Below are 17,475 nucleotides of genomic sequence, written 5' to 3' on the forward strand. Positions count from 1 at the left end.
ATCAATAATGCACTTTGCAATAAGAGTGGCTCGGAAAAATAATGAATGTGGCTCTTACTAGAGTATCAATTGTAACAAAAAGCCTCATGATAATCATAAAATGCTAATTCCTTCTCTAGCTTTGAAACGTGTGTAACCATTAGGATAAAACTAACTATAGTGATGTTTGCAATCGCTGCCCCGCGTATATATGAACTAAGTTTATTTTTTTAGCTCTAATTTTAATAAGCTTATCATCTAGCCTCTCCCCCATTCATTAACTCGAAAAAATAATCTTCGAGGGAAGTGGTTTTTTTGCTAATTCCATCAATAGCAACTTCGTTAACAATAAGCACTCTAGATAGTTCCTGTTGTGTAATATGTGGTTCGAAAATGTGTATTTTTCGTTTGTCAATGATTTTAAAGTTTGTAAGTTTAAGCTCATGCTCAAGTAAAAAGGATGCATTTTTTACATTGTCTACAACAACTTCAATATATTCTGAATGCATACTATGAATACTACTCATTGAAACTTCTTTTATTAATCTTCCATTTCTAATGATTCCTACTGTATCTACTATTTGCTCTAACTCTCCTAAAATATGGCTTGAAACTAAAATAGTCATTTCATATTCTTTGCATAAAACTTTAAATAAATCTCTCATTTCTTTTATGCCAAGAGGATCGAGACCGTTAATTGGTTCATCTAATATTAATAATTCTGGCTTTGTTGTAATCGCTCGTGCAATTCCTAGTCTTTGTTTCATGCCAAGAGAAAAATCTTTCACTTGCTTATTTTCAATATTTTTTAAATTTACTAGCTCTAATGCTTGATTAATTGCCTTTTTATCGTAATAACCCATATATTCGCAATGAAGCTGTAAATTTTCATTTGCTGTCAGCTTATCATAAAAAATTGGGTATTCAATAATCGTTCCCATTCTTTTTAACAATTCATACGATGTATTTGTTAATCTTTTATCAAAAATTTCAATCTCACCACTTGTTGGTTTGATTAAATTAATTAACATTTTCATTACTGTTGTTTTCCCTGCTCCATTTGGCCCGATAAATCCATATATTTCTCCTTTCTTTACATTCATATTAACTTGCGAAACGACTTCTTTATGATCATAGATTTTTGTCAGTCCGTACGTTTTTATAATATGAGTCATTTTGAAAACTCCTTTATATCAAGATGCTTTTATTATAAAAAAGACAAATCTCATTTTTCTTAAACAATTCTTACAAGTTTCTTAATTACAAAACCTTTGCTCTTACGGTTATGTTGGCTCCTTTCACTTCTAACAATAGGAAGGTTGATAGAACAAAAGAAGAAAGCCAACTTTTTCTCATTTCATCTCGTCGAAGACCTACTATTTTCAAGTCATGATATTGTTTAGCTTAACCCTAAAAAGGCTGTACCACTTTTAATTGTGATACAGCTTCATACTGTTAGAAAAACGTATACTCATGAACTATATTTCTATTCGGCTTCCGCCTCAACTGACAAGCATTCTAAACTAGCCTGGGTACTATTCTTATACTGACTTTGTCTTAAAAGGAACTTTTCTTACTTTTTAAGAAAAGATTACGTGCCTTTTCAGCGATCTTTTCTGGTATTTTATATGTAAGAGGCTCTTGATGCAGTACTTGGAAAAAGTTCATATCACTTGTTTCGAGCATACCAATTGTAAAACGAGGAATAAGACGTACGTGCAACGATGTTCCAGAAGATTCATCCGGCAATATTAACGTCATATTAAAACTGGAAAATCCTTGTTCTTTTAGTACCGCAAAAATTGATTGAATACTTTCTGAAAAATCAAGCCAGTCATTTTCACTTACATCATGTATTGACATTGCCTTTGGAAAAATTGCGATAAAATCATTATGACTTTTTGGAGCAAACGCATGAATCCATGCTACATTTCCATGCTCACCAATCCAACGCTCGCCAAGCTTTTTTTCTGTTTCATATAAGCTAGTAAAATAATTTGCTCCATATCTTGCTTCAAAGATCTCAACTTCCGTTTGGATTTTAGACTGATAATTAGTAGGTGATTCTGATACAATTACGTGCATATGCGGATGAATAATACTTCCTCCTGAATAAGGAAGATAATTCCAATTTATTGAAGCATATTTAGCTCTACTATCATGAAGCATTACTCGTTTAATATATGTTTGGCAAGCAATAAACGCATCTTTGATCATTAAAGGTGTAAATTCGTCTAATTTGACGTAATGGTTTCCTGAAAAAGTAACAACACCATTATGTTTACTATAAGGAAATAAATTCGGAAACAAAATTGCTTCTCCTGCAAAAATTCGGCCACTTTCACTAATCTCCTTTGGAAAAACAGGTGTCATCTTTAGTATATTTTCGGGACAGAACGGACAGTTAACACCTTCCGTTTGTTGAGCGACTTCTGTATAATCTGGGGGCGTAAATGTCGTCCCAGGGTCAAACACGAGACGGGATGATTCTCCAGTTAGAGGATCAATTCGAACTTCTGTTTTTCTTTTTATTTGCTTCCCCTCTCCATCATAAAATGTAAACCATTCTATTACCTTTTGAAATGAAACTTCCATCGACTACTCCTCCTTTCCCCATAAATATACCATTTATCATTTCTATTGTCAGTTAATTCTGAATTATTATTAGCGGCTTTATTCTAAAAAATTGCTAGGGGCTTTGTCATATGGGTAAATAACTGCCCCTCATAATGAATGGTTAATGTATAGGAAGCTCACCCACTTGTTGGTTACTTTTCAAATCGTGCACTGTTATCTTTGCCGGTGATAAAGCGTATAAATAATCCCCTATATATACAAGTCGATCAATACTATTTTCCCATTCCTCATATTGAGCATTCTCTTTCGTATGGGTAATTTTATTTTTTAGTGTAAACCCATTTTGTAAATCTATGTTATAAACATATGCTCCTTGAAACTCAAACGACTGATCAAATTGTTTTCCTTCTACATCCTGATAAACCGAAATAGGAAACGCAAAAAGGTTTTTATTTTTATGATAAAGTAATGCTTTATGATCATAATTCAATGGTGAAGATGTTCCGCTTCCACCAATCACTTCTGTAAATTTTTCCTTTGGATTTGAGACATCACTTATATCAAACAGCGATATTTTTACTCCATTTGTCCTAATAAAAGGTTGAGCCCCTTTTTCAGAAATTATTTTTGTGTCATGACCAAAGCCAATTAAATGATTTTCGTCATAAGGATGTAGATAATTACTAAATCCAGGGATTTTTAGCTCGCCAAGCACCTTGGGAGTTTTCGGATCACTCGCATCAATGACAAACAATGGATCTGTTTCTTTAAAAGTTACAATATAAATGCGGTCGTTCATAAATCGAGCTGAATAAATACGCTCCCCACGTGCAAGGTCCTTAAGTTGACCAACTTGAGCTAAATTTTCATCTAATATATAGAGATTATTAGCAGAAGGACGTTTATCTTCCCAAGCATTCCCTTTTGTCGTTGCAATTCGAAAGTAACCGTTATATTCATCCATAGAAAATTGGTTCAAAACAGTGCCTTCCACTTCAGTTGAGCTTTGTAAAGCAACATTCAAACCGTTAACTGAGAATTTATAAATATTTGTATTCGAATCAACAACAACCTCCTCCTTCGTTGGATTGATATCGTTTCTCACCGCTAGATAAAGGCTGTTCTTCGACATATAAATTTCTTCCCCACTTCCTAAATATGTCGTGATGCTCGCTTCTTTTTGCTGATTTTCAAGATCCACAGCTGCAATGATTGTATAGTTCCCTTCATTGGAATCGGGAAAATATTGAATTTGGTCATAATCAACAGCTTGGATATCAGAACTAACTGCTGTATCTGAAAACTTCGGTCGCAGATCTATATCTCGTTTCTCTTCTAATGCCCAAAACAAATCAGGGATATGATTTGCTATTAAATAAACGACTCCATCCGTTTTACGTGCTGCAACAATTGAACCTTCTACTTCAACTTCTCGAATCTGTTTAGGGTTTTTCGGATCTTTCACATCGTAAATAATCGCCTTAACCGAATGATAAATTGGTGCAATCATTATTTCTTTCCCCTGTTTTTTATTTTGCGGTTCATTTGCCGTTTGGCTATGTCCTATTACGATTAATTGGTTTTCATGTAAAAATAATTGTTCAGGTGAAAATACATCCTTAAAAGAAATACTGGCTAAAACGTTCATTTCATTTGCCGGAACTGCTTTAATAATATTTACTTTGCCGTCCTGCACCTTAAAAATATGTGTTCCGTCAGTTTTAACAATATCTGCCTCATCTACTCCTTGAACTTGTATATTTGTTTCGGATACGTCTTGATTGTTAGCTTGATCTGTACTATCGCTGATTTCTTGTGATATTTCTTCCTCACTTCCAAAAAACTTTGCCGTTTCTTTTTGATACTCTATCACCTTTGAAAAATAATTACGTAAATTTTTTTTTGAACCGATAACTGGTATGTTTTGCTGGACAAGAAACAAAAACTCTTTCTTCGATTTTAACTTTTTACCGTGGGCTGATTTGATGTCTTTGTCCAAATAAAGTGTATACTCTGTGTCTACGGCGTATCCATCTTTAGGTGGTTGAATCATAATTGTTTTTCCATCATCACTTAAAGAAAGAGCAACATTTTGTTTTTTTCCTTTATCATTCGTTACGTAGATTAGATCATCTTTTAAAATAGATTGATCCATTTTCTCGGAGAATGTAATTTTCCATACTTTATGAGCAAGTACAATTGGTGTATCATCACTATTCGCCACCACACCGCTTACAACTTTTAATTGTGACTTGGAATAAAGTACCGCTGCTAAGACGAATAAAAAGCACACTCCGCTAATGACAAGCTTTTTTCTCATTCAAAAACCCCTCTTTTACAAAACTAGTCGAAATTAACAACCATTTCGTTACATGAAAACTTTATAAAATAAAATTTTTATAAGAAAAATCCACTTAAAGCTTGTAAATAAACTTAATTGTTTGAAGCCATTAAAACACGCTAGTGATAGCCGCAAGCGAATAGAAAGTCCAAACGAAGTGCAATAAAGAATGCGAGCAGTTGTGTCAACTAGGTAATCGGTTATAAAAGTAACTCATGTTTGCAAGTTCAGACGATTAGTAATTTTTACATTATGTTAATAATACCTCTATACTTTGTTGTTATAATATAAGGTAAAAGTTGGTTCACTGATTGCTTGTAATCTCAACATCTATATGGGAAACGGAAATTGGACAAATGAAAAAGCGAACTTAGGAGGGTATGTAATCATGTATAAGATTAAAAAAATGGCTCCGTTTGTTTTAGCCGCAAGTGTTACAATGGGAATATTCTCCTTTCCATCTTTTTTTGAAAGTAACTCTGTACATGCAGCGAGTCAAGAAACGATACTAATCGAGGAAAATTTTGATCGTGTCGAAAATCAAACATTACCTAACGGTTGGAAGCTTACGCAAGGACACGGTGAAGTACAAGACGGAAAGTTACTATTGACATCACCTTCTACTTCAAAGCCGAGCCGTGTACTCGTTCCGCTTCCTTCAAATACTGGAGACTACGTATTTGAAGCAGATATGACCTTTCTCTCAGCAGTTGAAGATACACGCTGGGCATCTCTTATGTACCGGATCCAATCCGGGGATTATCCATACTATCAATTTGCCATTCGCAGAGGTACAACTGCCTTAAATGGGGTAGAGTTTGCAATACGTAATGAGAACAATAAATGGGAAGTACCAGAGAAGACATTTTTTTCTGAACCGTTTCAATTCGATAAAAGCTATCATCTTAAAGTGATTGCAAAAGGAAATCGCGTTCAGCAATATGTTAACAACCAGCTTATTATTGATACAGATTTAGCTTCAAAATGGACTGAAGGAGACATCGGCTTTCAAGCAACAGGTGTCACTGTTCAGTTTGATAATGTAAAAGTAACCACACAAACAGAAGAACTACCTCCATTAGAAGAATCAAGTGCATTTCTACCAAAAGAACCTGAAACGAATATATTAAATGCACCAACTGTCATTTCAGAGGCAACATCTATTGAAATGATCGACCAACTAGTGGATAAAGGCGTTTCATCCATTATTTTACCTGTTCAACAAAAGAATAATGGTGAAATTGTAGTTGAAAACAAAGCCCTTTCTGAGATTCTTCAAAAGATAAAAAGAAAAGTAATACCAATTATTCAAATCGAGGATCAAGCAGTTATTCAACCACTTACAAAAGTATTACAAAATGCTTCAATCCAAGATATCCAAGTAATTTCTTCAAAACCGGAACTAATCAAGAAGTTTAAAGAAATGATACCAACAGCTCGAGGTGGAGTCGTATATACGAGAAATGCGTTAAATAAACATGACTTAGAAAATTTAGCAAAAGATTTACATAAAAATAAGAGCAAGGTTGCTGTTATTCCACAAAAATTGTTATCAGCAGAAATCGTCCATTACTTACATAGCCGAACGATCTCTGTATGGGGAATGAGCGAACAAACTGAAAAAGATGCCCACAAGCTTATTCATGCAGGAGTAGATGGGATCATTTCTAAAGACCCAACTACAACATTGTTGGCTTACAACCAATATCCAGAAAACACCTTTGTTCAACGTCCAATAGTTGCCGCTCACCGCGGAGTCCCTTCATTGGCTCCAGAAAATACAATGGTTGGCTATTGGAAAGCCTATGGACTTGGAGCAGACTTAATTGAAACTGATGTTAGAATGACAAAAGACGGCCATCTCGTCATTATGCATGACAATACTGTAAATAGAACAACAAATGGAACGGGAGCAGTATCGAGTCTTACTTTAGAAGAAATTCGCCAATTAGATGCTGGCATTAAATTTAACTCAACATTTGCAGGTAAAAAAGTACCAACCTTCCGTGAGTTCTTACAAGCCTTTAAAGGAAAAGATGTAGTCCTTCTCATAGAGTTAAAGGACGTTGGTATTGAAGAAAAAGTCGTTGAGGAAATAGAACAGCTAGGTATGACTAATCAAGTGTTAATTCAAAGCTTTAATTTAAGCAGTATTCAGAAGATTCACGAGCTTAAACAGGAAATTGGCATCGGCTTTCTTTATTCGACAGGTGTACCAGGTACGAAAGAAGGAAAGCTAAAAAATGCTCAGCAAATGCTGAACTATGCAGCAACATTAAATGCAACGTTAAATGCGAGTTACGGCAGTCTATCGTCTGAATTTATTACGTATATGCGCCAGCGAGGAATGACAAGTCTTCACTGGACATTTAGAAACGAACAAGCACTAGAAGACCAGCTCTTAAAAGGTATGATCGGTCCAATTACTGACTATACTCAATGGCTGACAGATGCTCCAATTAGATTGGAAACTCCGATTAAAAAGCGAAACTTAAAAGTTGGAAAAACTGCCACTATTCATGCAAAAGCGTTCGTTAGTTACCGTGAAGACAAGAAAGAAAACATTGAAACAACTTTATTTGTTATCGGTGATCAAAATGCTGTCCAAATAGAAGGAAACACGATCAAGGCTGTTTCCCCAGGAAAAGTGAATGTTTTCTTTAAACATACATTTTCGATGTTAGGGAAAGAGTGGAATCTCGTTGCGGAACCGATTGAGGTAAATATATCAGAATAAAATATAATCAAATCTCCTTTCTTAAGAATAAGAGATGAATAGAAACTAGAGAAGCATCATTTCGATTAAATGAAAGATGCTTCTTTTTCATTTATTTATTCAATTCGCCAGATTAATTAACCTCCTTACCATAAGTCCTAAGTCTTATAAAAAGATCATTCTCCGGCTCATTGAAGGAGATTCCATTTTAATTTATGATTTTTTCAAGGGAAGATTAACAAATGTAAAATAAGGAAAAAGAGTGATAACAATGGATTTTAAACTAGATGAAGAAAAGAAGTTTAAAAAAGGAAAAAATGATTTGAAAGTATTCTCTGTCCTTCTTATTTGTGCTATTGGAATTTATATTATCTTTTTTAAAACAGATTTCTTGAATGCATGGACTTTTAGTCATTCAGAAAAGGAAATGAAAATAACTGAAGAAACGAAAGAAATCAGCATTGACATCTCCAGCATAAAAGCAACAATCATTCCAGAAGACCGAAAAACTATAAAAGCTGATTTAAATGGGTCGGCAAAGTTATCTGTAAAACAAACGGATGATAAAATAGTTGTAAAAGTGAAACACGATTGGTGGGATCGCTGGCTTCCATTTAACCATAAGGTAAAGCTTGATCTTTATATCCCCGAAAGCTTTGATCAAAATATCTCATTAAATATAGGATCTGGAAGCTTACAATATTCAGGCAGTTCAACAAAACAACCGATGTTGCTAAATAATTTATTGGTAGAATTAGGCTCAGGTATTGTAGCACTAGAAAAACTTTCTGTTGATCATTTAAAAGTGGAAGGATCATCTGGGTTAGTGAAGATAGACTCATTAACAGCAAATAAAGGAGTCTTTCATATCGGCTCAGGCAGTCTTGAAGCAAGACAGTATGCTGGAGAAATAAAGGCTGACGTGTCATCGGGTAAGGTGCACTTTCAGATGGATCAATTATTAGACTCAATTAAAATGGATGTCAGTTCGGGCATAGTTGACCTTGATATTCCAAGCAATGCTAATTTTTCTTTTAAGGGAAAGGCAAACAGTGGCAGTATCACTTGTGACTTTCCACTTAAAAGTGAAAAAAGCGATAAAAAAGGAATCGAAGGTACTCATGGATCTGGAAAGCATGAGATTGAACTAGATGTTTCAAGCGGAATTGCTCAAGTTTACTAAGAGATAGAGCCTTTTAATTACGGTGCAAATATTAAGTTGTGCTAATAAGAATAAATAGATACTTTACTTGCCCTAATAAAAAGCTCTTATAAAATGGTCTGAACCTCCTTACGTAACGTCGTAAAGAGGTTCATGTCTTTTAATCATTTGTAAGACCGAGCTTACTATAATTGCCCAGTTAATGAAGTTTTGAACTGATTTACACATTTTTAATATTGTACAAATCCTCCCAAATATTGATCTTGCAGAGCAACTATATAGGTTCCGTCATTATTTCTAATTACATTAACATCCATTTCTACAGGAGCCTCTAACGTAATCTCGCCATTATAAGCTTGTGCCAAAGATTCCATAATCTTATCAACAAACTCTTGCTCTGTTAAATTCCCTTGTTGGAATTGTTCTTGTATAGGTGCTTGTGTCTCACTTATTAATTTTCCATCATTAAAACCTTCAATTTTTAACGTTACAACAAATGAATCATTTCCCTCAGCCTTTGCGCCAACAATTTCATATTTCGTTTTAGACAAAGCATTAAGGAATCCATCTGCTAATGTTTCAAATTGACTGTCACTAACTTCAGCTCCAACACTTTGCATAGTATTTTTTTTTTTTCCATTTTCGATATAAATTGATCTGAACGCTGACTTCTGGTGCTCTGCACTTTTAACCTTTTCTTCTTGTGACTCTGTATCTGGAGCATTCTCTACGTATCCATCAACATTTTGGTAAACTGTTGCTTGAATTAAAGCACTGACATAATTGGCTGCCTCTTTCTCGTAAGTTTCCTGTTCTTCTTTACTTAAAGTCAACTTTTCATCGTCACCAGAATCTGCGCTAGTTTCTTTTGGCTTTTTAATATCTTTCACTTTATTATACTTTGAATAATGATAAGTAGTTGAACGGTCATATTTTGATTCTTCACCGTCAAGTTTTTCGGTAAACTTTTGATCATATTGATACTGTTCTATTAAGTACGTCTTTTTGTTTATTTTAAAAGTAAGATCAAATACTTCAACATCAACAATCTCATGTTTTGTCTTTTTAGATAACTCTTTATAATATTCACGTGACATTGCCTCTAATAATTTTTTCTTATCTTCTTTACTGCCTTTATAAGTTAAAATGTATGTATCTTTCTCCTCTTTTAATTCAAACTTTTCAAAAAGCTTATCATCAAACTGTTGCAAAAATGCTAGCTGGTTTTTTTGTCTATCTTTATTATATTTAAGATAATTCTTATACTCTTTCTTTTCATCTTCTTCCAATCCTAATTCAAAACCATCGTAAAATAGTAATGTCTCCTTTTTATCTTTATATAAAATCATATCATCTTCGTTAAATTTTATGTAAGATACATCTTTTTTAAAATCCATTTTTTGGATACCTGTAGACTTTTCATCCTCGTCTTCTGTTTTTGAGCTTTCTGTAAACTTAATCTCTACTGATTCAATATCTTTATGAGCATTGTTCACCTTATCGAATAAATCTTTCGGCGTTAATTGCCCACATCCAGCTAAAGTAAAAATACTAATAACTAATAAAAAAGGTAAAACTAATTTTTTCATATTTTTATATCCTCCTATCTATTATGTCAATTATTACATTTATAAATAAATGTTACAATACAATCGTTTATTTTTTTCCAATTAACTTGTTAAAATTGAATGCGTATTTAACATGATCATTTTGTCATGTAAAGGCTCTGTTAATCTAGTGAGATTGCTGTTTCATTACTACCTTCTTACGATACAAAACAGGAAAAAAAGCACGTCTTAACCCAATATATAAGCTTTGGTTTCGATATCTTTTTGCCACGCTTACAAATTCCCCCTAAAACAATAACTCTCACTCTTGTTTTTCATCATGTTCATCATATCTTCGGCAATTTCATCTTGATAAAACGTCTTTCTTCCTATAGTTAATATGATCTCTTTAGCACTGGGAGCAACAAACATATCTCCCTCTCTTCTTATAAAGAATCCTTCATTAAACAAGCAAGTTAATGGTTGATTTGAAATTTTACACAAAAATTCCCGCACCTTAAAATGAAGATACGGGAAATACTTAACATGATATTTAATTAGTAGAGTAAATATTGTGCACGGATGTCCATAAATTCGTTCAGCTCTTCTTGCCATTTTGAGACGATCGAGTCTACGGATTTACCTGCTTGAATATCAGCGCGAATCCAGCCATTTCCTACTAAGTTATCGAAAAAAGAGATTCCTTGATTGTTTTCTGCCCTGAATTGAAAATCATCTGGGTATAAATCATGGATTGTTTTCACAATATGCAGTCCAGTTTCTACAGGGTGGAACGCCTTCCGATTCGTAACGTGAATTTGAATTCCATGAGATAACTTACCACTATGTTTTGAAAATGTTGGCGTAAAAGATGCTGGTCTGAATTTTACTCCTGGCAAGTTAAAACTATTTAGTTTTTCAGCTAGTTCTTCACCGTTAATAAATGGTGCACCAATAAGTTCAAATGGTTTGGTCGTACCTCTTCCCTCTGAAACATTCGTTCCTTCTATTAGTGCTGCACCTGGATATACGAGGACTGTCTCCGTTGTCGGCATATTTGGCGACGGAAGGACAAACTCTAGACGAGTATCTTCATAATACATATTCCGCTTCCATCCATCCATTTTGACAACAGTTAAATCTGCACCAATGCCGAATTCTTCATTAAACAGTTGAGCCAATTCCCCGACAGTCATCCCGTGGCGAAGCGGGATAGGATACTGACCAACGAACGAGGAATATGTCGGTTCAAGTACAGGACCTTCTACTTTTGCACCGCTTAATGGATTTGGACGATCAAGAACGATAAATGGAATATTATTTTCTTTTGCGGCCTCCATTGCTAAAGCCATCGTGTATATATATGTGTAAAAGCGCGCACCTACATCTTGAATATCAAATATTAATACATCCACATTCTCTAACATTTCTCGTGTTGGTTTCCTCGTTTTACCATAGAGACTATATACTGGGAGACCTGTCTTTTCATCAATATAGTATTCTACATATTCTCCTGCTTGAGCGCTCCCTCTCACTCCATGTTCCGGTCCATACAGAGCCGTTAATTGGACATCAGAATCATTAAATAATGTATCAACAATACTATTTAAATCTTTGTCTACTCCTGTTGGATTTGTAATTAATCCAACCCGTTTTCCTTTTATTAATTCTTTTCTATCCTTTAGAAGCACTTCAATCCCAAGGCGAAACTTTTTTGCTTTCTTCCCTTTTTTTCCGTCATTGCTTGCCATTGCACCTGTTAAAGTTGAGAGAACGAGAATGGACGTTAAAGCTGTAATTAACCATTTTTTCATTTGAGATCCCCCCTCCGTGTCTTAATAAGTTAAACTATGACCGTATTCGTAAAGAATATTACCTAAGCCATCAGGAATCGTAACTGGCAGTTTACCTGAAGGAATATTTTCTCCAAAAATTGTTGCTACTGTTGCCTCGAAGCTTGCCTCTCTAAAACCATACTGAGCCAGGTATCCATCAATATGAGGGTAAGCCATAATATCATAGGGATTGCGAATACCGACTCCGATAACAGGAACTTCAGATTGCGAAATAATTTGATTGACTAATTTCATCTGATCACTATCCGGAGATCTACCGGGCACATTGAATGTGTATGTGCCAACGATAATTGTTTTCGCATCTTTAATTAATTCCAATTGTTCTTCTGACAACGGTCCTGTTGCTTTTATTTCAACTGTATTTGGATGATATGCTTTAATCGCTTTCGTTAAAGATTCAATAAATGTGTTTCCGATCAGAACAATCTTTTCCTCATCAGTTATTGTCAGTGGAAGAGCCCCATTATTTTTTAGAAGCGTAATTGACTGATTAGCTACTTCCCTTTCAATATTTTTATGAGCTTCAGATCCTACTACTGATAAGGCATTTTCAATTTTTTTCTCAAGATCATCCGGTGTCTCTGATTGAATTATTCCTCTTTGAACTTTTAATGTTAAAATTCGTTTTACTGAAGCTTCAATACGTGCTACAGAAATGTCACCGCTATCGACTGCTTGAAGAAGTCCGTTTGCTACCTCTTCTAAGCCGACTGGCATTAAGACAATATCTGTACCAGCTTTTACAGCACGAATTACAGCATCAACAGGACCAAAGTGTTCAGCAATTGCATTCATATTTAATGCATCTGTTATAATGACACTGTTATATCCCATCTCTTCTCGCATTAATTCTGTTAACACTTTATAGGACAATGTTGCTGGAAGAGATATTTCTGATCCGTCCTTTTTAGAAATTACTTTCGTATCATCGATCTTTGGAAAGGTTATATGAGCTGTCATTACTGCATCAATCCCTGCTTCCATCGCCTTTTGGAACGGATACAATTCCACATTCATTAAACGTTCTTTATCATAAGGGACTTCGGGTAATCCTAAGTGAGAGTCTACCGCTGTATCACCATGCCCTGGAAAATGCTTTGCGGTTGCTGCTACACCAGTCTCTTGTAGTCCATTAATGTAAGCTGTTCCTAGCTCTGCTACTAATTCAGGGTTTTCTCCGAACGAGCGAACGCCAATGACAGGGTTATCTGGATTATTGTTAACGTCAAGAACTGGAGCAAGGTTCATATTAAAGCCTAGCGCAGAAAGTTCTTCGCCAATTCCGTTGCCGACATTTCTCGCTAACTCTTTAGATCTCGTTGCACCTAATGCCATATTTCCTGGCATATCTGTTCCCGATTGAAGTCTAGTGACGATTCCACCCTCCTGGTCAATAGCTAGCAAAAGACCGAACTTTTCTGCCGCTTGTTGATAATCAAATACTAGCTTTGTTGTCTGTTCAGTTGTTACTACGTTCTCGCGAAATAAAATGACACCGCCAAGATGATATTGTTTCACAAGTGATTCAATTTCTGGAAGCATTTCAGTCACGTCTTTGCCATTCCATTTTCTAAAGTCAGGCATTAACATTTGCCCGACTTTTTCCTCAATTGTCATCTTTTTTATTGCTGTATCGATTATTTGATAACGTTTTCCTTTTTGCTTTATGACTTTTATTTCAGCATTACGGCCTTTTTTTGCTTGCTTATAATGGATCGCAATCCGGTCTTTATATTGACCAGCTGATAGGTTAATAAACGTTTTTCCACCTTTACCGGTAAAAGTAACTTTACCTTCCTCATCTACAGTCGCCACTTTCTTGTTAGAGGAATTCCATTTTACTCCGTCTGTAAACTTAAAATGGCCATCTTCATAAATGTGGAGTGCCTTTAATTGAAGTTCAGCTTCAGTTTGTAAGTTAACTTCAGGGATATTTTGATAAATGATTACATCTTTCACTTTATTCGTTTCCTCGGCATGAACATGAGTGAACATTTCGGATGCAACAAACGGAATAACAAGCAACATACACAATAGCACCTTTACAAACCTCTTCAACTTGCACCCTCTCCTTTTAATTAAGTGTTAGTTCCCTTTCAATCATTTCTTAATTCCCAGCCATCATCTCTGTAAATTTCTGATTTTAACTCCATTCTGTCAGCGGACTGAAAAGAAATATCTTTTATATACCAGCCGCGGCCATTTACAGAGCTGTCAGTATAGTAGGTAAAACGAACATATGTTATTCCTTCTGGAAGTTTCATTGTATGTTTAGCCCAGTTGCTGCTTCCGGTTAATTGTTCACTAATTGGTGTATAGTTGATACCATCATTAGATCCTTCAACGAGACCGTAATCAGCATTCGTCTCTGTCCGATACCACGTTTCAAATGTGAGTGTTTCAGGCGAGCCATTTTTTACTTTTGCAGTAAGCGAACGTGATAATTGATCTCCATAACCTGAAAACCACGCTTTTCCTTTAAACGGAATGTTTACTGGAATTGCATCAGCAGTTAATCTAGCAAACGCTCTTCTTACAGGATTAATTGAGCCTTGATTTCTAGAAGGGTGCACCCGATTTGTAAGCAAAATCGCAATTGTTTGATTGCTTTTACTGACAGCGATTGAAGTGCCTGTAAAGCCAGTATGACCGAACGTCGTTTGTTCTGCGAGCGCATCCATAAACCATCCTTGATTTAGCTCCCATCCCAGACCGTGATCGTTTCCAGGAAAGTCAGGAATTTGATTTTCAATCATTAACCGAACTGATTCAGGTTGTAATATTTGCTTGTCACCGTATCGTCCATCATTTAAAAACATATGGGCAAATTTCCCTAAGTCCTCTGCCGTTGAAAAAACCCCTGCATGACCTGCAACACCGTCTAAAGACAGAGCATTCTCATCATGAACCTCTCCCCAAACGAGACCGCGGTCTGTCCACGGTTGGAATTCTGTTGCTGCAATACGATCTTTTAATGAATGAGGAGGATTGTACATTGTATCTTTCATCTTTAACGGATCTGTAATTGTTTCTTTAACAAATTCATCGAGACGCTTTCCTGATATTCTTTCAACTATTGCCCCTAATGTAATCATGTTCAAGTCGCTATATGTATAAACGGTTCCCGGTTGATTTTGTAATGCGTGCCCGAACACGATTTGCAATCGATCTTCCCTATTTTCACCCATACGATACAATGGAACCCATGCAGGAAGTCCAGAAGTATGAGTCATTAGCTGCTTAACAGTAATTGCTTCCTTTCCATTTTGGGAAAATTCAGGAATGTAAGTAGCAACTCGTTCATCAAGATCAATTGCTCCTTGTTCATATAGTTTCATGACAGCAGTAGAAGTAAACAATTTACTAATGGAGGCCAGATCAAAAATAGTATCCTTCCTCATCTGAACTGGTTTGTCCATCATTGTAAAATGATCATCTTCATAAAGAGCAGCATGTCCGTACGCCTGATGCTTAACGATATGCCCTTTTCTCGCCACCATTACGACCGCCCCGGGTAGAAGCTTGTTATCAATTGCAGCGGTCATGACTCCGTCTATTTTACGAAGTGATCCACTTAACATTCCAGCACCTCTCGGAGAACCAGGATGTAAAATAGGAGACATTGGACCTGACTGATCCCATGAAAAGGATGGATGAGACTTCTGTCGTTGGAAAACAGGCGATTGTTTGTCTTTTTGTTCGATCGTCGGCTCGTGTAGTTTATTCATAGAGGCATCTGCCACACCTGCCCCTATAAAAAAGACGGAAACACTTGCCGCAACTTTCAACATAAAAGCCGACTTTAGCTTTTTCATTCCTTCCTCCTTTATTCCTATAGACTTAACTCATTTAATGACAGCGCTTACAACCGATTGTGTATTCAGCGTACCAAAATAAGTGTCTAGTTGTCTATACCGCTTAAGTTCTATTAAATTAAAAATATCCAAACCTTTTTTCCTATTTTATAAACAGGTCTAGTGGATATAGGTAGTTTAGAGTATTTTCAGCTTGATAACATTAAATTAAAAGTTAGCTCAGACTGTTGACAAACAATCTTCCGTGCTGATTACCTCGACTGTCAAACGTTTTCAATCAGTCTGAGAAAATGAAAATTTACTTATTTTTTTCCATAGCTAAACGCTAATCCTGCTTGTGCGTCTTGTTGAATTCCATATGATGGGATTGGATAGCGAAGCCCGTTCTTTGCTAATTGTTTCATGCCGTCTATTGCTTTTACTAAATCTTCAGGTGTAATTGCCATTAGCAACTCATCATCTTGAACCCCTCCGTATCGCCTTTCAGCAAAACAAGGGATAGATAGACTTGGCTCCTTCGTCTTCAATGCTCGTCCCCAAGAATCTGCACACGAAGACTCCCCGACAATCCCCCAATTGAACTTCTTATAATTTCTCCATTGTAAACCGTTAATAAAGATCATCATTTGTCCAGGTGTGCCATAAATTAAACAAATATCTGGAGGATCTAGACGACATGAGGCGAGTGGAGATACAGCCATTGCTTCATGTTCACCATACGGCACTACGTCCATTGCTTGTTGATGCTTTTCGGCATCCTCTGCTGTTTCATACCACACGCCAGCATATTCTTTTCCTGCTTGCCACTCCTCATCTTGCGGATGTAAACCGAGAACTGCGCCACATTGAGATACTGCCAAATCATCGTTTGTAATCCCTACTGTCCACCCGAGTCGAGCTGCTTGGGCTACGATTTGATCTGCCGTATGAATTTGCTTTGGTCTGCGGATTTTTGGCACATTTTCCATTTCTGCTTTACTTTTAAATAGTTTCATCCCGATAGGAATCGTTCGAATCTTCATTAAATTTTGTAAATCATTGACTATTTCCTTCCAAAAAAACATGTAAAAACCCCCTTTTTCTTATTGCCTCCAAAGCAAAGTGCTACGGGGCAAGAATATTAGTAGATTTTTTAAATTCATAGTAGAAAACCATTTCTTGTCTATTTAGCTCTTCAATTTGCTGTTGATAACTTTTCACATGCTTTATATTTTCTTCTTTTAGTCCGTCAAGCATCATAAGTTGCTTTTTCGATACTGTTAATATTTCTGTTCGAATTGCAGTAATGATCTTTCCTTCACCTTCACTCGTTTCATTGGAAATTAATTTTTCCAGCTTTTTCGTCAACACCGTTAAGTCATCAAAATGATGATTCAAAGATTTGCTCTTATTTAATACATCTTCTGTTTCTATGAGTTCGTGCATTGTCGTAAATGTTTTTAATATCCCCACGTTTTTTCCCCCTTAGCGAAAATCGAACAA

General features: G+C 35.7%; 11 protein-coding genes. 2 read left to right on the top strand and 9 right to left on the bottom strand.

Translation table 11 applies throughout. The features are described 5' to 3' along the window. Positions 1 to 233 precede the first annotated feature (233 nt). The 3 genes from K6959_RS15885 to K6959_RS15895 all read right to left on the bottom strand — a co-directional run bounded on the left by K6959_RS15885 (position 234) and on the right by K6959_RS15895 (position 4,876). Positions 234 to 1,154 carry an ABC transporter ATP-binding protein gene (locus K6959_RS15885; protein WP_163240391.1) on the bottom strand — a complete coding sequence of 307 codons (921 nt, stop codon included), beginning with the start codon at positions 1,152 to 1,154 and terminating at the stop codon, positions 234 to 236. Between the two features lie 382 nt (positions 1,155 to 1,536). Next, positions 1,537 to 2,574, bottom strand: a complete 1,038-nt coding sequence (locus K6959_RS15890) for a hypothetical protein (protein ID WP_163240392.1) — start codon at positions 2,572 to 2,574, stop codon at positions 1,537 to 1,539. Between the two features lie 142 nt (positions 2,575 to 2,716). After that, positions 2,717 to 4,876, bottom strand: a complete 2,160-nt coding sequence (locus K6959_RS15895) for a beta-propeller domain-containing protein (protein ID WP_163240394.1) — start codon at positions 4,874 to 4,876, stop codon at positions 2,717 to 2,719. 409 nt (positions 4,877 to 5,285) lie between these two features. Here K6959_RS15895 and K6959_RS15900 point away from each other — a divergent pair, with 409 nt between their 5' ends. Beyond that, entirely contained in the window at positions 5,286 to 7,634 is a 2,349-nt protein-coding gene (locus tag K6959_RS15900) for a glycerophosphodiester phosphodiesterase family protein (protein ID WP_223086999.1), read from the top strand. Positions 7,635 to 7,884: 250 nt separating this feature from the next. Next, entirely contained in the window at positions 7,885 to 8,796 is a 912-nt protein-coding gene (locus tag K6959_RS15905) for a DUF4097 family beta strand repeat-containing protein (protein ID WP_163240399.1), read from the top strand. 209 nt (positions 8,797 to 9,005) lie between these two features. Here the strand turns inward: K6959_RS15905 and K6959_RS15910 are convergent, their stop codons facing one another. The 6 genes from K6959_RS15910 to K6959_RS15935 form a co-directional block, all read right to left on the bottom strand. Continuing rightward, on the bottom strand, positions 9,006 to 10,364 hold the full coding sequence (locus tag K6959_RS15910; protein ID WP_223087000.1) for a DUF6612 family protein: 1,359 nt from the start codon (positions 10,362 to 10,364) through the stop codon (positions 9,006 to 9,008). A gap of 515 nt (positions 10,365 to 10,879) precedes the next feature. Beyond that, a complete protein-coding gene (locus K6959_RS15915) occupies positions 10,880 to 12,136 on the bottom strand; it encodes an exo-beta-N-acetylmuramidase NamZ family protein (RefSeq protein WP_163240403.1) in 1,257 nt (418 codons plus the stop codon). Positions 12,137 to 12,157: 21 nt separating this feature from the next. Beyond that, a complete protein-coding gene (locus K6959_RS15920) occupies positions 12,158 to 14,206 on the bottom strand; it encodes a glycoside hydrolase family 3 protein (RefSeq protein WP_163240480.1) in 2,049 nt (682 codons plus the stop codon). A gap of 68 nt (positions 14,207 to 14,274) precedes the next feature. Then, positions 14,275 to 15,993 carry a serine hydrolase domain-containing protein gene (locus K6959_RS15925; protein WP_374058342.1) on the bottom strand — a complete coding sequence of 573 codons (1,719 nt, stop codon included), beginning with the start codon at positions 15,991 to 15,993 and terminating at the stop codon, positions 14,275 to 14,277. 302 nt (positions 15,994 to 16,295) lie between these two features. Beyond that, on the bottom strand, positions 16,296 to 17,057 hold the full coding sequence (locus tag K6959_RS15930) for a DUF169 domain-containing protein (protein ID WP_163240405.1): 762 nt from the start codon (positions 17,055 to 17,057) through the stop codon (positions 16,296 to 16,298). A gap of 40 nt (positions 17,058 to 17,097) precedes the next feature. Then, entirely contained in the window at positions 17,098 to 17,445 is a 348-nt protein-coding gene (locus K6959_RS15935) for a hypothetical protein (RefSeq protein WP_163240407.1), read from the bottom strand. Positions 17,446 to 17,475 lie beyond the last annotated feature (30 nt).

Origin of the sequence: Bacillus aquiflavi (assembly GCF_019915265.1) — a bacterium.
GTDB lineage: Bacteria > Bacillota > Bacilli > Bacillales > Cytobacillaceae > Bacillus_BT > Bacillus_BT aquiflavi.